The following is a 25,391-nucleotide window of genomic DNA, read 5'->3' as shown; positions in this document are numbered from 1 at the left end:
TGTCTCTTCATTTAACACAGGATCGAGCTACGATTCCAATCTTTCGGCGGTCGCCCTTAATGGGAAACGACATCCAGAACGCCATATTGCCCTCGTGCTTAGAGAGGTTGCTGTTGATGGAGACGCGATCAGCAGCTTGAAAGTCTGCCATCGTCGCTCCTACGACCAAGGTAGAGGCTTGGACCGTTGGTTGCTCCCCTTTTGTAACAACTACGCCAAACAGTTTGGAGGGAAAGAACTGTGCGCCTTTGCTGGTGCCAAGTTCAATCGATGAGCTTGATAGAACTCCTTCAAACATACTCTTCACATAATCAGCGTTGCCACCTTTTGCGTCGAAACTGAAGGCGAGATAAACGCTGTCTGGTCGATCCTTGCAGTAAATACGGTGGTGGAAGCTATAGTAGATTGATCTGCTCCTGGTTTCCGCAAATGAACCTTGCGTCCCGAAAGGTTCGACAGAAAGGGGCGTGTATGATACTTCCGAATTGTCGATCTTCAACTCGGTAAGTTCTTGGTCCGTAAGCCATTTCATTTCGCCCCACGGAGGGACTGAACTCGCTATTGCGATAAGCTTTGGATCAATTCCCATCCTGATTACATATTCGAGGAGGAGGCCAGCCAACAGCTGATCTGCGGATCGATCAATGGAGCTCGCTGTCTTTGCGAGAGGGTCGCTAGCCGATTTGCCATCATAGAACTGGTGAACTCCTATCTTTGCCTTAGTGGCAAACCGCGTCTCACCGCCTACAAATGCATATACGCACGCAGAGGCACAAATGGGCTCTCTCTTCGCGCTTTCGGGAGCTACTTCGCCTTCATCTTTTATGGCTTCTCGATCGAAGGACGCCCGCTCACCTACGGTCTTTCCGACCAACGTGATGAGCCCGGCAGACCGGATCAGTTCGCCAAGCTTAATCCCCGCTATCAGATTCCCGCCAGGAGAATTCAATTGAATGGATGCACCGCGATTTGGCTTCTTCTTTTCTAGGTAGGCTTTAAACAGCGCGGGTGTTTCCGAAGTAATCGTTCCTTCGGCAATAATCCATTCGCAACCATTGCAATTGCCGCCGTTGTAACCAGCAAGAAATACCATCGGCGATTTGATGTCGTAATCGAACTTCTCCGCGCCGTACGTGGGGGTCGCAATTGTGAGCAAGACACAACACAACGAAAATCGGTCTATCAGTAGCCTTGGCAACACATTCAATCCAAATCTTTGGTGTGACCCCATTGAGGCGCGACATACGCACGTTATGCGCATTTACCAATAGCCGAAAACTGTTGCGTGTCAAAATGTTGGTTGAAGCAATTAGGCATTTCGCAGCATTCGTCACCATCTCTCTGAGTTCGGCTTCCAAGGTTTGGGGCCATCGCCTCGTCTCCGGACGAAGTTGCGAAGGGGTGCTCACGAGAGTGGTGACCTCGACGTGCGGCGGCTGAGATTTCCCCCCTTACCCCTCCCGTTCTTCGGCACTCATCAGAGCTATCTGTGCTGGGACAGCAAGCCGATCTCGTCTGTGACGATCGAATCGTTCTAATCAGGGAGCCCAATGGATTCGCTTTGCAAGCGTTTCACGTCGCAGTTCGCCGCTTCCCCGGATTGAATGGCGCCGGCTCCAGACAGCTGAGTCGTTTTGACTCATTGCGCGTCGGTCTATTCTCATGACATCTCAGTCATCGGTCGTTGATTGGGATGTAACAGTGATGGTCAACAAGTTTAAGTTCGTCGCCTACTATCGAGTGTCAACCCGAAAGCAGGGTGTTTCCGGACTTGGTATCGAGGCGCAGCGGGCAGCTGTTGTGGGATACCTGAAGGACAGCACCGCCAATGTCGTTGCTGAATTCATCGAGATTGAGAGTGGGCGGAGGCATGACAGGCCGGCGCTTGAGCAGGCATTGGCAACAGCCCGTATTCATCGTGCGGCGCTTGTTGTGGCAAAGGTAGATCGGCTTACTCGCTCCGTCGGCTTTCTATCGAAGCTCCTTGAAGCGGGCGTTGATGTCAGGTTCGCCGACCTGCCAGCCATCGAGGGCCCCACCGGCCGGTTTATGCTTCAGCAGATGGCGGCGGTGGCCGAACTGGAGGCCGGTCTTATTTCGTCACGCACGAGGGCTGCGCTTTCGGCCGCAAAGGCACGCGGACAGAAGCTTGGCGGCAACCGGGGCGTCATCATGTCACAGCATGCACAAGCAGAGGGCCGAATGATGCAGGCGAACCGCGCCAAGGAGCGTGCTGCCGACCTTGCCCCACTTCTTGATGAGCTTCGTAGGGCTGGCTTAACTTCGGCGACCGGCCTTGCCAAAGAACTCACGAACCGCTGCATCCCCACCGCTCGTGGCGGCAAGGGGTGGTCCGCTTTGCAGGTGATCCGCGTAATAGCCAAGATGCGGTCTGGTCACCTGCCACAGTTCCATCTACTGCAAGAAGGACTTGTTCGTAACCTCGAATAGCAATGGTGCAGCAGAGCATGCCTACACATTTAGAATCAATCCAAGCCTTTGCGTGTATCGAGGCGTGGGCGAATGAAGCAAGAAAACTAGTTCAGGCCGACCCCGGGCAATATTCGATGCCCCCTTTAGCTGACTTCATAGGAAGTCTTACCGGAGGAGTTTTCTTAGAGGCAAAGCTGGGGGAGAAGGACGAGAACCACCGCGCTCTTGTTAGCTTACTGGTCAATGGGCCCAAGAAGGCGGACAAACCGGTAACTCGCTTCATGCTGCCGGTCCACGCAGCCCTGACGCGTGTTCTAGAGATCGCTGGTGCGAAAATTAAGCTAATCCGGGGAAGCGGCGGCAACATTGAAAAATATTACTTCGACATGAAGGTTGATAAGCTTCGCACAAATCTTCATCGTCCCCTGTTTGGAATGCTTTCCAATGGGCGGCTTTGGGAGCGAAATCCACCGCACGGATACCGATACGTTGTTCCTTCCACCTATGGGGCCGGTGAAGGTCTATCGCGACGCGGCCTGCTCGCGGCAATCGACACCAAACTGGCGAAGCGATCCAAGAAGCTAGTCGTCGCTGAGCCGTCAACCGTTATCTCCGTGTTGACTACCCTGTTCGCCGTTGCGGATCATTGGCACTGGGATGAGCTGGTAGGTCGTCCGACTAGCAGCGACGGAGAGCGATTTGCCCTTTGATCGGTTTCAATGATGAAATCGCCAAGAAGAATTAAACATCGGCTCGACCAAGGCATCGCTTCTTCGACTGGCTGCGTAATTCCTTCCTGCGGTAGGCCAACAATGGCGGCAGCCGGGAAAGGTCTTGCTGCCTTTCATTGTCGCAAGCATGTCGAGCATAAAGCTCGGCACGGAAGTCACTGGCATGGAACTTACAGCGCGGCAGAATTGAAGCCCTACCTTGCTGCGGCGACCTCCTATCTCCGGCCACGGATCAACGCGGACAAGTTCATTTCGGCCGCCTTGGCCTCCATTGAGGGGACCTTAGAGGCAGCGGGTCCCACCGAAATCGCCACGCGACTCAAGGGCATGCCCGCATCCAAACGGGCTAAGATCGCATTGGCGCGGCTTCGCGTCGGAGGCATCAAGCCAGAGCGGTTTGTCGCCATCGTGCTAGCCGTCACGGCATTGATCGAAGAGGACCCCGGCTCTCACCGGACGAAGGAGTTTCGCAGGGTTCAGATCGCGAAGGCGCTGCATCGCCTTGCAAGCGGCTACCATCGCGTTTGGGAGCTTCCCGACGACAGGGGCCGCCTCAGAAAAGTATCTGAGCTCCACGCCTTTCCTCGCTCTTCTGGGCCGGTCCTGAGATTGATCGGAAAGGCCGTCGAGCAACCTTGCGAATGGGTCGTGGACAAACACCTCGCCTCAGTCCTCAACCTGAAGGTCAAACGATACGGCCGTCACCCCGCGTTGCCACCGAAGGCATGACATCCCGGACGACAATTCTCGGCATCACGTTCTGTCGTGAGATCAGGTGGCGCGGTGACGGTACGCACATGTTAGGCATTTAAGCCGGTTACTTTGAGCACCGATAGCAAGCAGAGAATCCGTGTCTCCATGGACGATCAAATTGAGCTGATGTGGTTCGATCCACAATTCCGGTCAAGAACCGCCGAATTGAGCGCCGCAATTGAGAGGATCGGCGACCAACTAATTGAGCACGAACTTGCAAACGGAATCAGGCAACGGGCACGACAGCCGGCCGATAAGAAGAAGTTCTATCTCGCCGTCGGAGCCTTGGCTTGCAACTTGTTGCTTCTAAAGGCCGCCGAGGGCGATGCGAAGCTAGCCATTCCTCGGGCGCACGGCTTCCTTTGGCCGAAGGGCGGCAACGCAAACCCCGTCTTCGGTCAGCATTTCTTGACCGCGATTGATTTGTTAGCAGCACTCAAACTGATCCACGAAGACTGCAAGGGGTTCAGGATATCCGAAAGACTCAAGCAGGCGTCGCTCATCTCACCGACCGAACATCTCGCAAGCTGTCTCCCTCTCAATCCTCCCGATTGGCGCAGCATTTACCGATTGGACGACCCGGCTCTCATCATCCTAAAGGAGGGAAAGGATGAAGACGGGCGGGCGCAGGCCGTGAGCTTCAAACCAACGGCCAGAACCAAACAGTGGGCCGGGCAAATCCGGCGCATGAATCGTCACTTGCGGGATGCGCAAATCGAAATCGCCGGAGCTTCCGACAAATTGGCCATCGGGAAGGACGGGCAGATTATTGCACCTTACCGCCGATCATTGCGACGCATCTTCAACAACGGCAAGTGGGGACATGGCGGTCGCCTTGCGGGCGGCTTCTGGATGTCGATGGAGAGGAGTGAGCGCAAGCGCATTCGCATTGATGGTGAGCCAATTGCAGATGTCGATTATCAGCAGCTGTTTCCTCGGCTCGCCTACGTGCGGGCGCGGGCGGAGCAGCCGGACGGCGACATATACGATGTTCAAGGCGATCAGACCGGCCGGGATGGGTGGAAGAGGCTGATGAATGCGCTGCTCTTCGCAAACGGCCCCCTGAAGAATTGGCCAGAGGAAACGCTTCAGCATTTCCCGGCTGGCACAAAACTTCGAGATGCCATCAAAATGCTCTGCCAGAAACACGGCCCCATAGCGCCCCTGTTCGGCACCGGCTTGGGTTTCGAATTGATGCGGGCTGAGAGTGACATCATCATCGAAGTGACCACGCAGCTTTTTAGGCAAGGGATCACCGCTTTGCCGCTCCACGACGCCGTGCTGGTGGCGGAATCTCGTGCTGTCGCGGCTCAAAAGGAGATGCAGGATGAATTTGAGCGCCAGACAGGTTGCGGCTGCGCGATATTAAAAATCAAAGTTATGTCCGAATAGCAGCCACTTCGCGTCTTACGCCTCCGCTAATGGAGGGGGAAACCTAGAGGGGGGGAAGGAGCCTTCTGTGGGGCTCTAGGCTCAGCGCCCAATGCCGAGGGGAGCCCTTTCAGGGGGGTGAGACTGGTGATCGTCCCACCTCCAAGAAGGACCTCATAAAGCACCAGCCTGAGGCAAGGCACAGAGCTCTCGCTCTATTGAGAGGATGGCAGCGCCCATCCACCACTCCGGCTCCCCCACGGAGCAGGGCTTAACGTGCCTAGGGGGGCAGCGTGCAGGAATTTGAGGTGCCCATAAGGCGGGCTCTATGGTGGGAGGCGTCGCCATCCCCCGCTCAATGTCTACCTGAGCAAGATCGCCCAAGGCCGCACATCAAGCAGCACCATGCGGCCCACGCAAGGCGGGCTTCAGGCAATTCCATGCAGAGAGACCCGAACGCCACGCTTTAAGCCGGCCTCAATGCCTTCAGCGGCCCCACAACGCGTCCGTTCGGTACCGATGGGGATTATGCATTGTATCTTCACCGGACTCAGCGGGCTCCTAGCTCCGTCCTCACGGTGCCGGCGGCGATGGGCTTGAAGTCTGGCGTTTAAAGTGACCGGGCAGATACCGGACCCGATCCGGGCGGCAAGCTTCCAGCTTTGCGCGGGGCGATCAAAAGCTTGTCCGGGGTCGTCTTCAAGGCACCAGCAATGCGAGCCAACACGATCACCGTCAGGTTTCGCTTTCCCCGTTCGACTTGGCTGATGTAGGTGCGATCAAGCCCTGCCTCAGGGCGACGAGAATGATGTTACCTCGCATCTCTTCCGCCTTGGGGTCCACCTGCACGCGTGGCAACAGGGCGTCACGAAGTGGCCCGCGCAGAACGTCGCCGGGTGTGCCCAGCACTGCCCGCGCGTTTGGCCTTGATGCGCTCTAAGAGGATGCTCGCCGGTTCGTCGTTCGGGTCCTGCGGTACCAACTCGCCCCGGAATGCCTTGGCGAGGATGGCTTGGTCGAGGCGGTCGATCAGCTTGCGTGCGCTGGTGGTTTCGATGGTGAGACGGTCGATCCAGGCAAAGGCCTTTTGCACTCGACGTACTACTTCCATCTGTTCATCACGAGAGGGCAACGGTATGCGCCACGCATTGACAATTCCGAGATTGAGATTGGGTTGAACCCCACCTGCCGCCCTTTCACGAAGTTCGAGGTATCCGCTGCGTAAGTGCCAAACGACGAAGTCTCGAACTGCGGGACTGTCGGCCCTGACCTGAATAGCAGCTACGGCCTGATTTGTTGCTGCGTTGATACCAAGCACCGTTACACGGCCTCGCGTTTTGCCTTCTCCGTACATTGCCATCAAGATCGTTCCTGCCGGAAATACCTTGCAGTTTGTCTCGCGTACTGCGGCCTCCGTGATGTATTCATCAGCGGCCTGCACCACCGCGTGTTTTACGGCGCCGCTGGTTATCCACGGAATGTTCCCGTTGCTGTAATAGCGTTGCTCGCCGCGCTTAGGGGTCGCTCCCGTCCCGATGTTTGCTATATCCGACAGTGAGCATTCCGGCCACGGCCACTTTTGGTCGAGGTTATTGACACGCCACTCGTGCGTCAGCTCGCCACGAAACGCCGCCGCCAAGATCGCCTGCTTGTACTTCTCGACCAACTGGGGGATGTGGTCGAGGTGATCGCGGGAGCGTTTGGACTTTGCGGACAGGTTGTCGATCTTAGCGACGATGCGCCCTTGCTCAGTCGCTGGAGGAACAGGTACTACAGTCGTTCGAAAATCAGATAGGTTAATGCGCACACGTCCAAGTCCGTGAGCTGCGCTTGAAAAAGCTTCGCGTGCGCACTCCGAGTTCAACCAAAGCATTATGAATGGCGCTGAAAGGTGAGGCGAACAACGAAGACGAAAGCAATCTGCCTTCACCAACGCCGGCGAAATATCAGACGGGGCAATGCAAGAACGACCTACCGGGTCACCCAACGCGGCAATCAACACGTCTCCGGCCCTGACGTGATGCTTTACCAGGGCCTTGAAGTGATCCTCAGAAATGTATACCGCATCAGCACTCAAGAATCTGCGAAAACCGATATTGCCTAGACGGACCACACGAGCGCCGCTCGATCGGTAATGGCTCGTCTTGAGACTGCTGCCATAGGGACCATCAGTGATAGCATTGGGCTCAAGCGCACGAAGGTCGTCAATTGGTGCGGCGACCCATCCGCTTGGAAGATCACCGGTCACTCTGCGGCCTCCGGCATAGCTGCGTCTTTGTTGCTGGGGCTTTCAAGTTCTTCGGAGAGCGTCTCGATTTCTTCCAAGGCTGCCTTGAGGTGCCCAATGATGGCCGCCGCGATGTCTTCCGGCTCCGTCAGCTGCTCTTCGGCTTCGACCTCCGTGTCACGCAGCCATGAGATGTCAAGATTGTCATTCCGGGCCTTGATCTGATCTCGCGTGAAGCCCCGCCACCTGCCTTCCTCGCCTTGATCCTTCCGCTTGGCGCTGCCGGCGGGATTGCTGCCATACGCTTTTTCGAACTCCGCAAAGTCTGCCGCCGTCAGCGGTCTGGTTTTGCCGAAGGCCGGCATGTTGGCTCGCAGGTCGTAAACCCAAACCGTCTTGGTGTTGGCCTTGTCGGTCTTGCCGCGTTGGAAAAATAGCACGTTTGTCTTGACGCCCTGCGCATAAAAGATGCCGGTCGGCAGCCGAAGTATGGTGTGCAGGCTACACAGGTCCATCAGCCAGGTGCGCAGATCGCGGCCCGTATTGTCCTCGAAGAGCACGTTGTCGGGGACCACCACTGCCGCCCGCCCGCCCGCCTTCAAGGCCCGGACGACGTGTTCGACGAAGGCAAGCTGCTTGTTCGACGTGTCGGCCGTAATGGAAAAGTCGGAGCGCGTTGGCCTGCCGCCACCTTTCTTGGTGCCAAAGGGAGGGTTGGTGAGGATGAGATCGGCCTTCGACAGGCGCTCGCCATCGGGCGACAACGTGTCCGCAAGCTCTACGCCGCCCTCGATGCCGTGCAGCAATAGGTTCATCATGCACAGGCGATGCGTATCCGGCACCAACTCCGCGCCGTTGAAGGCGTGATGCCGTTGAAAGAAGACCTGCTGTTCGGGCAGCTTGTAAAGGTCGTCAGTGCGATCCTTGATGTAGCGGTCGGCGGCGACGATGAAGCCGGCAGTTCCGGCGGCAGGGTCCTGTACGGTCTCACCGACATGCGGCTTCATCAGTCGGACGATGCAGTCGATCAGCGGACGCGGCGTGAAGTATTGCCCAGCGCCGGACTTTTTGTCGGATGCGTTCTTCTCCAGCAGCCCTTCGTACAGGGTGCCCAAACCTTCCTCGCGGGCGGAGAACCAATCGAGTTGGTCGATGCTTGAGGTGAGCGCCTTCAGATTAGTCGGCTTACGCAGCCGTGTCTGTGCGTCAGTGAAGATGGCGCGAACCAGACCATCCTTCACTTCCGGCTTACCGAGGTCGAGAAGCAGCCGCTTGTAGTAGTCGAGTTGGTCCAGCCCCTCACGTTTGGCCAGTGCTGCCCAGCGGTAGCCTTTCGGAAGACGGCTTTCTTTTCCGGTCTCCTCCAGCATCTTGAGGAATAGCAGGAAAGTCAGCTCCGTGACATACTCGTTATAGGTCACGCCGTCGTCGCGCAGGACATGGCACAGCGACCAGAGCTTCGCGACAATATCGGTGGTGGTGGTCATCAGCCCGTTTTCTTCCACATTTCTTCGTTTATCCCGGCAAGCACCGCTTCAAGCTCGCCGCCAAATACCTTGTTGAGGCGCGTGAAGCCACCATCCGCGATGAATGGCTCTCGGTCGATCGTGCTGCGGTCTACCACGATTTCCTTGGTGATCTGCTCGCCGATCCTCGTCAGCCATCGTTTTTGCGGTTCCGTCCACGCGCGGCTGGCCATGACTTTCTGCATCGCAACTCTGACTCGATCCCCGTAGGGCGTCAGCGGATCGCCCAAGGCGGCCTGCCGCACGAAACCGATGATGGACGCAGCGATGTCCTGATTCTTGGCGTCGGCCCAAGCCCGGCGGAGATTGGCCTCCGAGAATCCTTTTAGGTCGAGCGCCCTGCGCAGGTCTTGCAGGCCGGCTCGGGTCAGGTCGCGGGGGCGTTGCACCACCAGCTTGAGGGCCGCGATGGTATTGACGTTGTCGCGGACGAAGGCGGAGAAGCCGTCAAGGAAGTCTTCGGGCTTGCTCGCTTCGCCATAGCCGCGCGTCACCGCCACGACTTGATCGGGATGGTGCGAGATCGGCATGAAGCGGGGAGTGTCGCCGTCACTCTGCCAGTCGAGAATGGGACCGATGGCGGAGTGGCTGGAGAGCCATTTGGCGAACTCCGTCGGGCCGTTCTCAAGCAGCCGCTTCAGTGTTTGCTCCGGCGTCTCGCCGGCAGCGGCCTCAAAGCGCGCCCGCGCCTCCTCAGGCAGCTTCTTGAGCCGGCGGCGCAGCTTCACGGCGAACTGGTCGCGGATGCTCTCGCGGTGGGCGTGCTGCTCCGCTTCCACCAACTCCTTCACCAGTTGCTCGAAGCTGATCGACGGGTTGACCACCACCGGCTTCATGTCGGTGAGGTTCTGCAAGTGCGGATAGAGATCGACGGCATCGAAGATGCGGAACACCTCTTTGCCAATGTCGGGACATTGCCGCGTGGCCCGCCCGATCATCTGTTCATAGAGGATGCGGCTATTCACCCGCCGCAGGAACACCAGGTTGGTGATCGACGGCACATCGATGCCGGTGGTGAGAAGATCGACTGTCACCACGATCTTCGGATTGGCTTCATTGCGGAACGACCGGATGAGTTTCTGTACGCGGTCCACGCTGCCGGTGATCTTCTTGACTGCCGCGTCGTCAATCTCGCCATAGGCTGCCGCGAAGGCGTCCTTGATCTTAGCAACGACGATGTCGGCATGCGCGTCCGTGGCCGCGAAGATCAGCGTCTTGCCTGGAAGGGCGGGGTCGATGTGCTTGGCCAACTCTTCGGCAACCGCCCGGTTGAAGTCCGGCGTCACCACCTGCTTGTTGAACTGCTCGACCTCGAAGCGGATTTCATCCGGCGCATGGGCAAGATCGACTTCGCCCGTCCGAGTGTTAAGAAGTTCGAGCTGTTCATCCTTCTCAAAGACGATGCCGGCGCGTGCCAACGCGGTCTCGATGCGCACCGGGGGTTCATGGTCGATCAGATGCCCCTCGATCACAGCATCCCGGTAGGAATACTTGAAGATCGGCTCCCCGAAGATCTCCGTGGTGTGCAGGGCAGGGGTCGCCGTAAGGCCGATCTTTACGGCGTCGAAGTATTCCAGCACGCGACGATATTTCGAAATGTAGTCGTCCTGCCCCCGGAAACTTAGCTCGGCATCCGACATTTCGCGGTCCAACAGGTAGCCGCGATGACACTCGTCGATCACAATGAGGTCGTACTGATCGACCGGAGGTGCTTCCGAAGTGTCAGCAGCATAAAGGACGCGCTTTACTAGGCCTTGGATCGTGCAGATGTGGACCTTGGTTTCGGTCTCTGGCGTAACATCCTCCAGCTTCTTGAGGCCGAAGATATCCGCGAAGGCTTTGCCGGAGACGATTTTGGTGGTGGTGAACTCGCCCGCCGCCTGAATTCCGAGGGCCGAACGATCGACCACAAAGCAGACGCGGCGAAACCGCTTGGTTGTTAGCAGACGATAGAGCATTGCGATGGCGAGCTTGGTCTTGCCCGTGCCCGTTGCCATCGCCAGCAACATGGAGCGCCGCTCAGCTTCAAGGCCTTTCTCAATTGCCGTGATGGCGGCCTGCTGGTAGTCGCGCAGCGGAAAGCCGAAGTCGAAAGGCAGCGTCTTGAGCGCGTCGGTGGCGGCATCCTGATCCACCTCCAAAAGGCCTGAAAGCCCTGAGGGTGTTAGCCAGCTCACCAAAGCACGACGGTGGTTGGCTGCACGGCGCGTGTCGCGAAACCAGATGCCGCTTTCGGTCTCAAGCTGCTTCAAATAGGAGCGACCATTGGCAGCAAATACGAAGGGGACTTTGTGATCCGTCCAAGGGCCGCCCGCGAACGTAAAGTCTGCTCGTGCTGCCAGTCCGACCGAGTACCGCTCCGCCTGATCGATTGCTGCGGAGACGTTCTTACGTTTGCGCTTGGCTTCGACGACGCCGACCAGCGTTAAGCCGATGAACAGCGCGTAGTCAGCCGGACCGCTCGATGTCGGCCATTCGGCAATCGCCAGATTGCGCCCCTTGGATGGCCTCACGCCCTCGCTGTACCGCAGGGCCTTCGTGTCAGCGTCCCATCCGGCGTCACGAAGCTGCTGATCGATCAGGGCGCGCGTCGTTGCTTCATCAAGATCGATCTTGCTAGAGGCGACCTCGGCTCGCTGAACGAGCTGGAGGATGTCGGCCGCTGGCGTATGTTCGGCAACCGCTTGGAGCGCCGCCAATCGGGCCGCAATCTCGGCCTTCTCGTTTTCGATGTCCTGCGCGAGCTTTTCCCAGATCGCCCTCTCTTCGGCTTCCCGAGCCAACCGCTGCTCAAGGGTTTCTCGTGCGCGAGCATGCTCCTCGGCTTCGCGTTGGGCTCCGGCGGCGGCGTCTTCGCTTTCCGTAAGCCGGCGACCCAAGGCCGCAATCTCTTCTCTGAGCGCCACCGTGGCATCGATCGGCTCCGGGGGCGGGACGAACGCACCAAACGCAATGTCGGGCTGCTTGCCGTAGGTCCGGTGAAACCAGATTCCGAGTTGGCGGGCGAGCTTGAGTGCCGTCAGGGCATCGGATTGGGTTCCGGCAATGTCGTGGGCCGCCCGGTTTCCGCTTTTTCGCAAGGCGTGGAATACGTCGGCCGCCTCTTTGGGGATGATCCGTTCGAAAGACAGGCGACGGAGCGTCTCCTCGAAACTCTCACGCTCATCACGATAGGCCGCATGACGGGCCGCGATGAGCTTGGACATCAGCTCCGCGAATTGCCGGAGCTTGAAGATCGACGTGGTGGGATCATCACGGAAATAGCTCTCGGCTAGCGCCCCAAGCTGCGCCAGCCTGACATCATGATCGCCCAAAAAGCCGAAGTTCGCCGACGACCGCATTCCACCCCGTCCCCACGGAAGCCACGTTCGCACAACCCAAGGCACTTGCGAAGCTTGCTGTACACCTTTGCGGCAACAGTTGGGGGCAAGCGTTAGGGGCGGCGTTGGGGTACATCGGGCACCCCGCCACAAACTATCTAATGATTTCAACTATTTAGTGCGGCGCCGGAAGAATGGCTGGGGAACTAGGATTCGAACCTAGACAAACAGAGTCAGAGTCTGTTGTGCTACCGTTACACCATTCCCCAATGGTTTCCATAGCTTAGGTGTTTTCCCGAAACGGCGAGGAGAAACCCGAAGCGCAAGGTGCGTCCTTCTACCCGCTCGCTCCCGGGCTTGGCAAGCGCAGAACCGGCTGATCGCCCAGCGATTTGCATGGCCCGGCAAGATGGCCGTTGCCGGGCGGGCGGGGCGGTCCGGCCGCGGCTGCGCGGCGGCTCAATAGGTGGCGCGCCCCCCTGAGATGTCGAACACCGCGCCGGTGGAAAACGCGCAGTCCTCGGAGGCCAGCCAGGCCACCATCGCCGCCAGTTCTTCCACCAGCACGAAGCGCCCCTTCGGGATCTTCGACAGCATGAAGTCGATGTGCTGTTGCGTCATCTGTTCGAAGATCGCGGTCTTCGCCGCCGCCGGCGTCACCGCGTTGACGGCGATGTCGTAGGCCGCCAATTCCTTGCCGAGCGATTTGGTCAGCGCGATCAGACCGGCTTTCGACGCGGAGTAATGCGCGGCGTTGGGGTTGCCCTCCTTGCCGGCGATCGAGGCGATGTTGATGATGCGGCCGTATTTGTGCCCGATCATCAATGGCACGATCGCCTTGCAGCAGATGAACGGGCCGTCGAGATTGATCCGCAGCACCTTGCGCCATTCGGAAAGATCGGTGTCCCACACCGGCTTGTTGACGCCGGCGATGCCGGCATTGTTGACCAGGATGTCGATCTTGCCGAAGCTTTGCAGCGTGGCATCACGCGCGGCTTCGACCGCGGCGAGATCGGAGACGTCCACCTCGATCGCGGACACCGCGTCGCCGATCTCCTTGGCGGTGCGCTGCGCATAGGCGATGTCGTGATCCCAGATCGCGACCCTCGCGCCGGAGCCGACGAAGCGTTCGGTGATGGCGCGGCCAAAGCCCTGCGCGCCGCCGGTGACCACGGCGCAACGGCCGTTGAGATCGATGCTGTTCATGTCCGACTCTCTCTTTGCTTTCGGTTTCGTGTCCCAGGCGCGATGCGGCATTCTTCATGCCGCTTCGCAGAACCGGGACCGTGACGGATGCTGACGTTGTGACGGCCCCGGCTCTGCGAAGCGATACTGCGTATCGCATCGCGTCCGGGGCACGGTGCGGAGAGGTGCGGGCAAATTCACAGCGTCCAGCCGCCGTCGATGATATGGGCGACGCCGGTGGTGAAGCTGCTTTCGTCGCTGGCGAGATAGACCGCGAGTGCTGCGATTTCCTCAGCCGTGCCGAGCCGGCCCATCGGCTGCCGCGACACGAACAGCTCGCGGCCTTGCGGTCCGGCGGCGGCGGCGCGCTGCAGCATCGACGGCGTCTCGATGGTGCCGGGGCAGATCGCGTTGCAGCGGATGCCCTTGGTGACGAAATCCACCGCCACCGCGCGGGTCAGTGCCGCCACCGCGGCTTTGGTCGCGCCATAGACGTAGCGGTTCGGCGCCGCCTTGAACACGCCGGCGGCCGACGCGATGTTGACGATGCTGCCGCGGCCGGCATCGAGCATGCCGGGCAGAAACGCCCGGATGGTGCGGTGCATCGACTTGACGTTGATATCGAAGGAAAACTCCCAGTCGTCGTCGGAGCAATCCAGCACGCTGCCGTGATGCACGAAGCCCGCGGCATTGAGCAGGATGTCGACGCGGCCTGCGCGCGCCGCCAAGGCCGCGACCGCGGCGCTGTCGCGCACGTCCAGCCGATGCACCTCGCTGACGCCTTCGGCGGCGAGCGAGGCCAGCGCCGCCTCGTCGATGTCGGTGGCGATCACCGTGGCGCCGTCGCGCGCAAACGCGACCGCGCAGGCGCGGCCGATGCCGGCCGCGGCGGCGGTCACCAGCGCGCGTTTGCCCTGCAGGCGGTCGGACATGGCGGTCTCCCCGTTTGTTATGCTGTGCCGGCGGCACAGATTTTATGTTGGTCATTCCGGGGCGCGAGCAGCCTCAGCTGCGAGTGAACCCGGAATCTTGCACCGTTCGATGTCGCTAGATTCCGGGTTCGCTCGAGCTACGCTCTCGCGCCCCGGAATGACGGCTGTCGTCGTCGAAGAGCCGCGCCCGACTTCCAACGCCTAATGATTATGTCTCGCGACGCCGACTTTGCCTGCGATGTCGTGATAGCGCGTCGCAAGCTCAAGGCAGGCGCCGGTGGCCTGTTGGCCGACCGTTGCGCGATACAATTCCTGCCACGGCGTCTGGTGCGCCGGATATTTGAATCCGCCATGGGCTTTCAGCTCGGCGCGGCGTTGCGCCAGCTCCTCATCCGAGATCAGGATATTGGCGCTGCCGAGGTTGAGGTCGATGCGCACCTTGTCGCCGGTGCGCAGGATGGCGAGGCCGCCATCGGCGGCGGCTTCCGGCGTAGCGTTGAGGATCGACGGCGAGCCGGACGTGCCGGATTGCCGTCCGTCGCCGATGCAGGGCAGCGAGTGGATGCCGCGTTTGATCAAGGCCGCCGGCGGCTGCATGTTGACCACCTCGGCGCCGCCCGGATAGCCGATCGGCCCGGTGCCGCGTACGAACAGGATGCAGTGCTCGTCGACCTCGAGCGCTTCGTCGTCGATCCGGGCATGATAGTCCTCCGGGCCTTCGAACACGATGGCGCGGCCCTCGAAGGCGTTGAGATCGCCCGGCGTCGCCAGATAGCGCTCGCGGAATTCCAGCGAGATCACGCTGGTCTTCATGATCGCCGAATCGAACAGGTTGCCGCGCAACACCAGGAAGCCGGCGTCCTGCACCAGCGGGCCGTCGTAAGTCTTGATCACCTCGCCGTCGGGCAACGGCGCATTGGCGCAGTTCACGCCGATGCCGCGGCCATTCACCGTCAGCGCGTCCTTGTGGATCTTGCCGTGCTTCATGAGTTCGCGCACCACGGCCGGCACGCCGCCGGCGCGATGGAATTCCTCGCCGAGATAGAAGCCCGCCGGCTGCATGTTGACCAGCAGCGGGATCTTGTGGCCGACGCTCTGCCAGTCGTCGATCGAGAGCTCCACGCCGATATGGCGGGCCAGCGCGTTGAGATGGATCGGCGCGTTGGTGGAGCCGCCAATCGCTGAGTTCACCACGATGGCATTCTCGAAGGCTTGCCTGGTGAGAATGTCGGAGGGCTTGAGATCTTCCCAGACCATTTGCACCGCGCGCAAACCGGTCTGATAAGCGATCTGGCCGCGTTCGCGATAGGGCGCCGGGATCGCGGCACAGCCGGGCAGCGACATCCCCAGCGCTTCCGCCAGCGCATTCATCGTCGACGCCGTGCCCATGGTGTTGCAATGGCCGACCGAGGGCGCCGAGGAGGCGACGATGTCCATGAATTCCTCGTAGTCGATCTCGCCCGCGGCCATCCGCTCGCGGGATTTCCAGATCACCGTGCCGGAGCCGGTGCGCTCGCCCTCGTGCCAGCCGTTCAGCATCGGCCCGCCGGACAGTACGATCGCCGGCAGGTTGACGGTCGCCGCCGCCATCAGGCAGGCCGGGGTGGTCTTGTCGCAGCCGGTGGTCAGCACCACGCCGTCGAGCGGGTAGCTGAACAGGATTTCGACCAGCCCGAGATAGGCCAGGTTGCGGTCGAGCGCCGCGGTCGGCCGCTTGCCGGTTTCCTGGATCGGGTGCATCGGGAATTCCATCGCGATGCCGCCGGCCTCGCGGATGCCCTCGCGCACCCGCTGCGCCAGTTCCAGGTGATGCCTGTTGCACGGCGACAAATCGTTGCCGGTCTGCGCGATGCCGATGATCGGCTTGCCGGCCTGCAGCTCTTTGCGTGTCAGTCCGTAGTTCAGATAGCGCTCCAGATAGAGCGCGGTCATCGCCGGATTGTGAGGGTCATTGAACCATTCGCTGGAGCGCAGCTTGCGCCCGGTCACCGGCTTGTCCATCGTTTCTCCCGCAGCGCACACATTGAATTTTTGGCGCGCATTTGTTGTTGCCGGCTAATGTTGGCATGGCAATCTGGACGGCGCAACGTCGGCCGCGCGATGTTCGTCACGTTTTCATGCGGCGACACCGCCGAAATTTTCTGCTAAGACCTCGCTCAACACAACGCGGCAGCGGCAACGACCGCAATACAAGCCGACGGTGTCTGGGAGGAATTGATGGCGTCGGTGCAGATCCACGACGTGCGGAAATCTTTCGGCGGCTTCGAAGTGTTGCACGGCGTCAGCGTCCCGATCGAGGACGGCGCCTTTGTGGTGCTGGTCGGCCCCTCCGGCTGCGGCAAGTCCACCTTACTACGGATGCTGGCGGGCCTGGAAAAGATCACCTCCGGCACCATCTCGATCGGCGACCGCGTGGTCAACGACGTGCAACCGAAAGAGCGCGACATCGCCATGGTGTTCCAGAACTACGCGCTGTATCCGCATATGACGGTGGCGCAGAACATGGGGTTTTCGCTGAAGCTGCGCGGCACCGAGCAGGCGGTGATCGACGAGAAGGTCAACCGCGCCGCCGACATTCTCGATCTGCGCAAGCTGCTCGACCGCTATCCGCGGCAACTCTCCGGCGGCCAGCGCCAGCGCGTCGCAATGGGCCGCGCCATCGTCCGCGATCCGCAGGTGTTTCTGTTCGACGAGCCGTTGTCGAACCTCGATGCCAAGCTGCGGGTGGCGATGCGTACCGAAATCAAGGAACTGCACCAGCGGCTGAAGACCACCACGGTCTACGTCACCCACGACCAGATCGAGGCGATGACCATGGCCGACAAGATCGTGGTGATGCAGGACGGCATCGTCGAGCAGATGGGCTCGCCGCTCGACCTCTACGACCGCCCCGACAACAAATTCGTCGCCGGCTTCATCGGCTCGCCGGCGATGAATTTCCTCGCCGGCGAACTCAAGGTCAATGGCGGCCAGCCCTGGGTGGAGACCGCGAGCGGCGCCAGGCTGCCGATCGAAGCGGCGCCGGCCTCGGCCAACGGCAAGGCGGTGACCTATGGTATCAGGCCCGAGCATCTGGAATTTTCCGACGACGGCATCGAGGCCGAAGTGGTGGTGGTGGAGCCGACCGGATCGGAAACCCAGATCGTGGCGCGGGTCGGCGCCCAGGAGCTGATCGCCATTTTCCGCGACCGCCGCAACGTGCAGCCCGGCGACCGGATTTATCTGAAGCCGCGCGCTAGCGCCGCCCATCTGTTCGACGACGCCACCGGCAAGCGACTGTCCTGACCGCGACGAACTACCAAGTCTAACAGAGTAATTGGTCGATCAACGAACCAATACCACAGGGAGACGACGCAAGATGACTGGATTTACCCCGGATCGCCGAACCTTGCTGAAGGGCAGCGCGCTGACGCTGGCCGCCGCGGCGACGATGTCGGCCGAGCAATTGCTGGGCTATGCCAAGGCCTGGGCGCAGTCCGCGCCGTGGAAGCCGGAAGCCGGCGCCAAGATCAACCTGCTGCGCTGGAAGCGCTTCGTCGAAGCCGAGGACGTCGCCTTCATGAAGATCGTCGAGGCGTTCCAAAAGGCCACCGGCTGCGCCGTCAGCGTCTCCAACGAATCCTATGACGACATTCAGCCCAAGGCCTCGGTGGCGGCGAACACCGGGCAGGGACTCGACATGGTGTGGGGGTTGTATTCGCTGCCGCATTTGTTGGGTAACAAGGTCACCGACGTCGCCGACGTCGCGAATTATCTCGGTGGCAAATACGGCGGCTGGACCAAGTCGGCCGAGGATTACTGCAAAGTCGGCAACAAATGGGTCGGCGTGCCGATCGCCACCACCGGCGCGCTGATCAACTACCGCATCGCCGCCTGCGAAAAGGCCGGCTTCAAGGAATTTCCGAAGGACACCGCGGGCTTCTTGGAATTGTGCAAGGGGCTGCAGAAGAACGGCACCCCGGCCGGCATGGCGCTCGGCCACGCCTCGGGCGACGCCAACACCTGGCTGTATTGGGCGCTGTGGACGTTCGGCGGCAATCTGGTCGACGCCAACAACAAGGTGGTGATCAACTCGCCGGAAACCGCGGCCTCGCTGGAATATATCAAGCAGCTCTACGGCACGTTCATCCCCGGCACGGTGTCGTGGAACGATTCCTCCAACAACAAGGCGTTCCTCGGCGGGCAGTTGCACCTCACCGTGAACGGCATTTCGATCTACGTCACCGCGAAACGCGAGGCGCCGGCGATCGCCGAGGACATGAACCACGCCTATATGCCGATCGGCCCCTACGGCAAGCCGAGCGAAATGCATCTGGCGTTCCCGATGCTGATCTTCAATTTCACCAAGTATCCGCAGGCCTGCAAGGCGTTCACCGCCTTCATGCTGGAAGCGCCGCAGTTCAATCCGTGGATCGAGGCGGCGCAGGGCTATCTGTCGCACTTCCTCAACGCCTACGACGCCAACCCGATCTGGACCGCCGACCCCAAGACCACACCGTATCGCGACGTCGCCAAGCGCGCCCGCACGCCCGCCGGGCTCGGCACGCTCGGCGAGAACGCGGCGTCGGCGATCGCCGACTTCATCCTGGTCGACATGTTTGCGAACTATTGCACCGGCCGCGAAGACGTGAAGGGCTCGATCGCCTCGGCGGAACGGCAATTGAAGCGGATCTATCGGGCGTGAGGCACAGTTGCCCTCCCGCAGGCGGCGAGGGGAGGCCGACATTGCGAAGCTCGGCTCCGATGGTCTCGTTGCTTCGAGGGTTGCGTACCAAGGCTGGCACTGAACCCGCCACGTCATGCCCGGGCTTGTCCCGGGCATCCACGCTAACAGGCTCAGTGTTCGCTTTTCGTGGATGGCCGGGACAAGCCCGGCCATGACGCGGAGAGGCAATCGGCTTCTCGATGGATTCGGCGAGTTAAGAGTCTTGGAGCGGCTGTTGGAGCGGTCAGGGCAGTAACGGAGCGATCAGACGATGAGCACGATGCAATCTTCGCTGCCCGGGCGCCGACCGATGCCGGCGGCGTCGGCCTGGGAACGGCTCCGCACCAACCGCGGCTGGCTGGCGCTGTGGTTCATGCTGCCGGCGGCGGCGTTCCTGATCCTGTTTCTCGCGTATCCGTTGTTTCTCGGCGTCTGGATGAGCTTCACCGACGCCCGCATCGGCCGCGACGGGGTGTTCATCGGGCTGGAGAACTATCAGTGGCTGTGGGACGACTCGGTGTTCTGGCTGAGTGTGTTCAACACGCTGCTCTACACGATCGTGGCCTCGGCCATTAAATTCGCCGTCGGTCTCTATCTCGCGCTGCTACTCAACCGCCACATGCCGTTCAAGGCGATGATCCGCGCCGCGGTGCTGATCCCGTTCATCGTGCCGACGGTGCTGTCGGCGATCGCGTTCTGGTGGATCTACGATTCGCAGTTCTCGATCATCTCCTGGTCGCTGACCAAGATGGGGCTGATCCACGAGAACATCAATTTCCTCGGCGATTCCAACTGGGCGCGCGCCAGCGTGATCTTCGCCAATATCTGGCGCGGCGTGCCGTTCGTGGCGATCACGCTGCTCGCCGGGCTGCAGACGGTGTCGCCGTCGCTGTATGAAGCGGCGACCTTGGACGGCGCCACCTCCTGGCAGCGCTTCCGCTACATCACCTATCCGTTGCTGACCCCGATCATCGCCGTGGTGATGACGTTTTCGGTGCTGTTCACCTTCACCGATTTTCAACTGATCTGGGCGCTCACCCGCGGCGGCCCGGTCAACGCCACGCATCTGATGGCGACGTTGAGCTATCAGCGCGGGATTCTCTCCGGCCGGCTCGGCGAGGGCGCGGCGATCGCCACCGCGATGATCCCGTTCCTGATGGCGGCGATCGCGATTTCCTGGTTCGGCATGCAGCGCCGCAAGTGGCAGCAAGGCACAGACAATGACTGAAACCACCGCCAACGACCGGCGCCTCGCCAGCGCCGCCAGCGCGGCCAAGGACGACGACAGCGACGGCATGAGCTACCTGGAGTCGCTGCCGCGGCGCCTGGTCACGCTGTATCTGCCGCTATTCGTCATCCTCGTGGTGCTGTTGTTTCCGTTCTATTGGATGGCGCTGACCTCGATCAAGCCGGACGAGCAGCTGATCGACATGGAGACCTACAACCCGTTCTGGGTGGTCAAGCCGACGCTGAAGCACATCTCGAAGCTGTTGTTCGAGACGCAATATCCGCGCTGGCTGTGGAACACGATGTATGTCGCCGCCGCCGCGACCACGCTGTCGATCATCGCGTCGGTGCTCGCGGCTTACGCCATCGTGCGCTTGCGGTTTCGCGGTGCGCAGACCGTCGGCGCCGCGATCTTCATGGCCTATCTGGTGCCGCCCTCGGTGCTGTTCATTCCGCTGGCCTCGGTGATCCAGGCCTACGGGCTGTTCGACTCGCCGCTGTCGCTAATCCTGGTCTATCCGACGCTGCTGATCCCGTTCTCGACCTGGCTGCTGATGGGCTACTTCAAGACCATCCCGTTCGAGCTCGAGGAATGCGCGCTGATCGACGGCGCCTCGCGCTGGCAGATCCTGACCCGCATCGTGGTGCCGTTGGCGGTGCCGGGGCTGATCTCGGCGTTCATCTTCTCGTTCACGCTGTGCTGGAACGAGTTCATCTACGCGCTGACCTTCCTGCAATCCACCCAGAACAAGACCGTGCCGGTGGCGATCGTCAACGAATTCGTCGACGGCGACATCTACAAATGGGGCTCGCTGATGGCCGGCGCGCTGGTCGGCTCGTTGCCGCTGGTGATCCTTTACGCGTTCTTCGTCGAGCACTACGTTTCGGCGATGACCGGCGCGGTGAAGGAGTAGCTCGCTGCAGCCTTCGTTCGGTGCAATGCGGTCCAACATCGCCACCTGTCGTTCCGGGGCGCGAGCAGCGATAGCTGCGAGCGAGCCCGGAATCTATAATCACCACAGGGAGTATGGATTCCGGGCCTGCACTCCAGCCGGCTGTCGCCGGCTAAAGTGCATCCCGGAATGACAAACTCAGAGTTTGAGGCAAAAGAAACGAAGATCACGACAGGAGCGACTTCTTGCACATCCTCATTCTCGGCGCCGCCGGCATGGTCGGGCGCAAACTGACCGAGCGGCTATTGCGCGACGGTCATCTCGGCGACCGCGCCATCACCAGGTTGACGCTGCAGGACGTGGTGGCGGCGCCGAAGCCGCTCGATGCGACGATTCCGGTCACCATCGTCACCTCGGATTTCGCCGATCCGCTGGGGGCCGCGCCGCTGGTAGCGTGCTGTCCGGAGGTGATCTTCCATCTCGCGGCGATCGTGTCCGGCGAGGCCGAGGTCGAATTCGACAAGGGCTACCGCATCAATCTCGACGGCACCCGCTATCTGCTTGAGGCAATCCGGGCGATCGGCGACGGCTACCGGCCGCGGCTGGTGTTCACCTCGTCGATCGCGGTGTTCGGCGCGCCGTTCCTCGACAAGATCGGCGACGAGTTCTTTCACACCCCGCTGACCAGCTACGGCACCCAGAAATCGATCTGCGAATTGCTGCTGGCGGATTACAGCCGCAAGGGCTTTGTCGACGGCATCGGCATCCGGCTGCCGACGATCTGCGTCCGCCCGGGCAAGCCGAACAAGGCGGCGTCGGGTTTCTTCTCCAATATCATCCGCGAGCCGCTGGCGGGCCACGAGGCGGTGCTGCCGGTGTCGGATGACGTGCGGCACTGGCACGCCTCGCCGCGCTCCGCGGTGGGCTTCCTGCTGCACGCCGCGACCATGGATCTGAAGGCGATGGGGCCGCGGCGCAATCTGTCGATGCCCGGGCTTTCGGTGACGGTCGGGGAACAGATTGCAGCCCTCGCGCGGGTGGCGGGGCAGGGCGTCGTCGCGCGGATCAGGCGCGAGCCGGATCCGGCGATCATCGGCATCGTCGCCGGCTGGCCGCGCGACTTTTCCACCGACCGCGCGCAAAGCCTCGGCTTCAGCACCGCGGAAAACACCTTCGACGACATCATCCGGATTCACATCGAGGATGAACTCGAAGGCGAGTTCGTGCGGTAGAGATTTTTGAGTTGGATTGATGCGCTTCAAGATTCCCAGGCCGTCATTCCGGGGCGCGAGCCGCGTGAGCGGCGAGCGAGCCCGGAATCCATAACCCCTGCAGGGAGTATGATGGTGTGGACGGCCCCCTACGGCATCGCTTTGTGCCAGAATGAGGTTGTCGCAAACTCAAACATGGGAGCCGTCCATGGAGCAGATTATCCGCATTGGGATGGATACGTCGAAGCATTTTTTCCAGCTGCACGGGGTCGATGCCGCCGAGAAGCCGGTGCTGCGCAAGAAGCTGCGGCGCAAGGAGATGCTGGCGTTCTTCGCCAAGCTGCCGCCGACGCCGATCGGGATCGAGGCCTGCGGTGCGGCGCACTACCTGGCGCGGGAGCTGGGCAAACTCGGCCACGTGGTGAAGCTGTTGGCGCCGCAGCACGTCAAGCCTTACGTCAAGCGCAACAAGAACGACGGGCGCGACGCCGAGGCGTTGTGCGAGGCGATGAGCCGGCCGACGATGGAGTTCGTGCCGGTGAAGACCGCGGAGCAGCAGGCGGCGCTGATGCTGATGGGACTGCGGCAGCAGCTGATCGCAAGGCGTACCCAGCTGAGCAATGCGATTCGCGGTTATGCCGCGGAATTCGGCCTGATCTCGCCGAGAGGTCTCGACAAGATCGAGCCGCTGCTGTTGCGGATCGCGCAGGACGACACCGTGCCGACGCTGGCGCGCGAGCTGTTCGCGCTGCAGGGCCAGGACTACGCGCGACTGCAGAATGAGCTGAAGGTGATCGACGCCAAGCTGTTGGCCTGGCATCGCGCCGACGCCTGCAGCCGGCGGCTGGCGCAGATTCCCGGAGTAGGACCGATCGGCGCCAGTGCGCTGGTGATGAAAACGCCGGTGCCGCAGACCTTCGCCTCGGCCAGGGCCTTTGCGGCCTGGCTCGGCTTGACGCCGAAGGATCATTCCACCGCCGGCAAGCTTCGGCTCGGCACCATCACCCGCGCCGGCGATGAACTGCTACGCAGCCTGTTGGTGGCGGGAGCGACCGCGGTGATCCAGCAGGTGCGCCGTGGCCGCGGCCGGGCGTCGCCGTGGTTGCTGGCGCTGCTGGCGCGCAAGCCGCCCAAGCTCGCGGCGGTAGCGCTCGCCAACAAGATCGCCCGGATCGCCTGGAAGCTGATGCTGACCGGAGAAAATTACGACGGCGCGCGGATGCTGAACGCATCGCCGCACGCCGCCTGAGAGATCGGCCGGCAGGCATTCGCCCGCCGGCCGGGCCGGAGCTGCAAGAGGAGACAGATGGCGCGATCGATCGATCCGAGAGGCGAGACAGTCCGTGGAATCCATTGGCACGTAAAGGTCGTGACTATGTGTGGAGCTCGCGTCGCGGAAACCATCTTGGCCAGCGGTCCAAAGCGACCGCATCAACAGGCCGGACATATGGATGCAAGCGATCCGATCCGACATCAAAAACTCTTGTGGCTCGGGGGCCGTCCACATATGGATTCCGGACTTGCTCGTTCTAACGAACTCGCAATCCGGAATGACGGGCGGAGGAGACGGCTGAACGCTAGCCCTTCATCAGCCCGAGCCGGCTCGCGCCGATATAGAGCGCCAATGCTGCGGCGTTGGAGACGTTGAGGCTCTTGATCTCGCCCGGCATGTCGAGCCGCGCCAGCGCGCTACAGGTCTGCCGCGTCAGTTGCCGCAGCCCCTTGCCCTCGGCGCCGAGCACCAGCGCCAGCGGCGCGGAGAGCGGAATCGTCGCGAGGTCGTCGCCACCTTCGCTGTCGAGCCCGACGGTCTGGAAACCGCGGTCGTTCAAGTCGGTCAGCGCGCGGGCGAGGTTCTGCACCGTGACCATCGGCACCAGTTCGAGCGCGCCGGAAGCGGATTTCGCCAGCACGCCGGTGGCTTCCGGGCTGTGCCGGGCGGTGGTGACGATCGCCTTGACGGCGAAGGCGGCGGCCGAGCGCAGAATCGCCCCGACATTGTGCGGATCGGTGATCTGGTCGAGCACCAGCACGATGCCCTGTTGCGGCAGGGTGTCGAGTTCCGGCGGCTCCAGCGGGTCGGCTTCGGCGAGCAGGCCCTGATGCACCGCGTCGGGGCCGAGCCGCTGGTCGATCAGGCTCGGCCGGACGATTTCCGGCGGCACCCGGGTGTCGATGTTTTCATCCGCCAGCCTTCGCGCGGCGTTCTCGCTGAGCAGAAGCTTGCGAATCGTGCGCTGCGGATTGCCGAGCGCCGCCACCACGGTATGCCAGCCATACAGGATGGCCGGTCCGTCGGGACGGGATTCGCGGTCGCGCCAGGGCTGCCGGCCGGCCTCCTTGGGATTGCGGCTGGATTTGTCGGGCTTGCGCCCGAAACGCGGCTTTCGCTCGAAATCGGTCATCCCGGCTTGTCTCACGGGTTCCTCGGCTTGGCAATTCGACCGACGAGCGTCGCAGCACACCAAATTCGCCGTCGCATCGGTTGACTTTGGGGGCGGGGTTCGCCCATAACCGCGCCCAGATTGGATGCCCGCTAGCGGGCTTCGCTTTCGTCGCCGATCCGGACATCTCAGGATAGCCGGCCCGGCACGTCAAGGCGGGGGAGTGTCCCGAGTGGCAAAGGGAGCTGACTGTAAATCAGCCGTCTTATGACTTCGAAGGTTCGAGTCCTTCTTCCCCCACCAATCTCCCCGGTCACTTTCCGGCTTCCACAGATCCTCGATTGATCGCCGATCCGCCGCGTCGACGGCGGTGCGCGGCGCGGCGCTTGGTTGCGGCGTGAGTCGCGCGATCGATGGCTGCGTTGCGGCAGCGATGAAGTGTGTCGTCGCACGGCATTGCCGTGGAAGGATGTTGCTGCGCGCGCGATCGCCG

18 protein-coding genes, 2 tRNA genes and 1 pseudogene are annotated in these 25,391 nt (G+C 61.4%); 11 read left to right on the top strand and 10 right to left on the bottom strand.

Annotated features, from left to right (window positions below):
* Window positions 1-7: 7 nt before the first annotated feature.
* Window positions 8-1,156: a hypothetical protein gene (locus RPC_RS18345; RefSeq protein WP_157043250.1), complete on the bottom strand. Its 1,149-nt coding sequence runs from the start codon at window positions 1,154-1,156 to the stop codon at window positions 8-10.
* Between the two features lie 548 nt (window positions 1,157-1,704).
* Between RPC_RS18345 and RPC_RS18340 the strand changes: the two genes are divergently transcribed.
* From RPC_RS18340 to RPC_RS18325, 4 genes are all read left to right on the top strand, one after another.
* Complete coding sequence (locus RPC_RS18340) at window positions 1,705-2,451, top strand: recombinase family protein (protein WP_011474073.1); 747 nt, start codon at window positions 1,705-1,707, stop codon at window positions 2,449-2,451.
* A 2-nt stretch (window positions 2,452-2,453) separates the two neighbouring features.
* Window positions 2,454-3,143, top strand: a complete 690-nt coding sequence (locus RPC_RS18335) for a hypothetical protein (protein ID WP_011474072.1) — start codon at window positions 2,454-2,456, stop codon at window positions 3,141-3,143.
* A 9-nt stretch (window positions 3,144-3,152) separates the two neighbouring features.
* A complete protein-coding gene (locus RPC_RS18330) occupies window positions 3,153-3,893 on the top strand; it encodes a hypothetical protein (protein ID WP_041802056.1) in 741 nt (246 codons plus the stop codon).
* 129 nt (window positions 3,894-4,022) lie between these two features.
* Window positions 4,023-5,309, top strand: coding sequence for a hypothetical protein (locus tag RPC_RS18325; RefSeq protein WP_041802054.1), 1,287 nt, complete (start codon window positions 4,023-4,025; stop codon window positions 5,307-5,309).
* A 589-nt stretch (window positions 5,310-5,898) separates the two neighbouring features.
* Here the strand turns inward: RPC_RS18325 and RPC_RS25630 are convergent.
* The 8 genes and pseudogenes from RPC_RS25630 to RPC_RS18290 all read right to left on the bottom strand — a co-directional run.
* Window positions 5,899-6,066 (bottom strand): annotated as a pseudogene (locus RPC_RS25630) (helix-turn-helix domain-containing protein); the annotation flags it as partial.
* A gap of 87 nt (window positions 6,067-6,153) precedes the next feature.
* Window positions 6,154-7,536, bottom strand: a complete 1,383-nt coding sequence (locus tag RPC_RS25155) for a restriction endonuclease subunit S (RefSeq protein ID WP_011474070.1) — start codon at window positions 7,534-7,536, stop codon at window positions 6,154-6,156.
* On the bottom strand, window positions 7,533-9,002 hold the full coding sequence (locus tag RPC_RS18315; protein WP_011474069.1) for an N-6 DNA methylase: 1,470 nt from the start codon (window positions 9,000-9,002) through the stop codon (window positions 7,533-7,535). The genes RPC_RS25155 and RPC_RS18315 overlap by 4 nt, the downstream gene beginning before the upstream one ends.
* A complete protein-coding gene (gene hsdR / locus RPC_RS18310; protein ID WP_011474068.1) occupies window positions 9,002-12,382 on the bottom strand; it encodes a type I restriction-modification system endonuclease in 3,381 nt (1,126 codons plus the stop codon). Before hsdR ends, RPC_RS18315 begins: the two co-directional genes overlap by 1 nt.
* Window positions 12,383-12,556: 174 nt before the next feature.
* A tRNA-Gln gene (locus tag RPC_RS18305) sits at window positions 12,557-12,630 on the bottom strand.
* 190 nt (window positions 12,631-12,820) lie between these two features.
* Window positions 12,821-13,567, bottom strand: coding sequence for an SDR family NAD(P)-dependent oxidoreductase (locus RPC_RS18300; protein ID WP_041802052.1), 747 nt, complete (start codon window positions 13,565-13,567; stop codon window positions 12,821-12,823).
* Between the two features lie 176 nt (window positions 13,568-13,743).
* On the bottom strand, window positions 13,744-14,478 hold the full coding sequence (locus RPC_RS18295; RefSeq protein WP_011474066.1) for an SDR family oxidoreductase: 735 nt from the start codon (window positions 14,476-14,478) through the stop codon (window positions 13,744-13,746).
* A 201-nt stretch (window positions 14,479-14,679) separates the two neighbouring features.
* Window positions 14,680-16,479 carry an IlvD/Edd family dehydratase gene (locus RPC_RS18290; protein ID WP_011474065.1) on the bottom strand — a complete coding sequence of 600 codons (1,800 nt, stop codon included), beginning with the start codon at window positions 16,477-16,479 and terminating at the stop codon, window positions 14,680-14,682.
* Between the two features lie 216 nt (window positions 16,480-16,695).
* Between RPC_RS18290 and RPC_RS18285 the strand changes: the two genes are divergently transcribed.
* The 6 genes from RPC_RS18285 (at window position 16,696) to RPC_RS18260 (ending at window position 23,763) form a co-directional block, all read left to right on the top strand.
* Entirely contained in the window at window positions 16,696-17,763 is a 1,068-nt protein-coding gene (locus RPC_RS18285) for an ABC transporter ATP-binding protein (protein WP_011474064.1), read from the top strand.
* A gap of 73 nt (window positions 17,764-17,836) precedes the next feature.
* Entirely contained in the window at window positions 17,837-19,162 is a 1,326-nt protein-coding gene (locus RPC_RS18280) for an ABC transporter substrate-binding protein (RefSeq protein ID WP_011474063.1), read from the top strand.
* Window positions 19,163-19,454: 292 nt separating this feature from the next.
* Window positions 19,455-20,411, top strand: coding sequence for a carbohydrate ABC transporter permease (locus tag RPC_RS18275; RefSeq protein ID WP_011474062.1), 957 nt, complete (start codon window positions 19,455-19,457; stop codon window positions 20,409-20,411).
* On the top strand, window positions 20,404-21,324 hold the full coding sequence (locus RPC_RS18270) for a carbohydrate ABC transporter permease (RefSeq protein WP_011474061.1): 921 nt from the start codon (window positions 20,404-20,406) through the stop codon (window positions 21,322-21,324). Before RPC_RS18275 ends, RPC_RS18270 begins: the two co-directional genes overlap by 8 nt.
* A gap of 224 nt (window positions 21,325-21,548) precedes the next feature.
* The gene (denD, locus tag RPC_RS18265) at window positions 21,549-22,535 is read left to right on the top strand and encodes a D-erythronate dehydrogenase (protein ID WP_011474060.1); all 987 of its coding nucleotides are present in this window, start codon (window positions 21,549-21,551) and stop codon (window positions 22,533-22,535) included.
* A gap of 187 nt (window positions 22,536-22,722) precedes the next feature.
* The gene (locus tag RPC_RS18260; protein WP_011471442.1) at window positions 22,723-23,763 is read left to right on the top strand and encodes an IS110 family transposase; all 1,041 of its coding nucleotides are present in this window, start codon (window positions 22,723-22,725) and stop codon (window positions 23,761-23,763) included.
* Window positions 23,764-24,091: 328 nt separating this feature from the next.
* On the opposite strand, the gene rlmB is transcribed toward RPC_RS18260, so the two are convergent.
* A complete protein-coding gene (gene rlmB / locus RPC_RS18255) occupies window positions 24,092-24,919 on the bottom strand; it encodes a 23S rRNA (guanosine(2251)-2'-O)-methyltransferase RlmB (RefSeq protein WP_011474059.1) in 828 nt (275 codons plus the stop codon).
* A gap of 196 nt (window positions 24,920-25,115) precedes the next feature.
* Here rlmB and RPC_RS18250 point away from each other — a divergent pair.
* Window positions 25,116-25,201, top strand: a tRNA-Tyr gene (locus RPC_RS18250).
* Window positions 25,202-25,391: the final 190 nt, after the last annotated feature.

Origin of the sequence: Rhodopseudomonas palustris BisB18, assembly GCF_000013745.1 — a bacterium.
In the GTDB taxonomy this organism is placed as follows: Bacteria; Pseudomonadota; Alphaproteobacteria; order Rhizobiales; family Xanthobacteraceae; genus Rhodopseudomonas_A; species Rhodopseudomonas_A palustris_F.
Note: the sequence above shows the minus strand (reverse complement) of the source record. Positions and strands in the feature narration are given on the sequence as shown.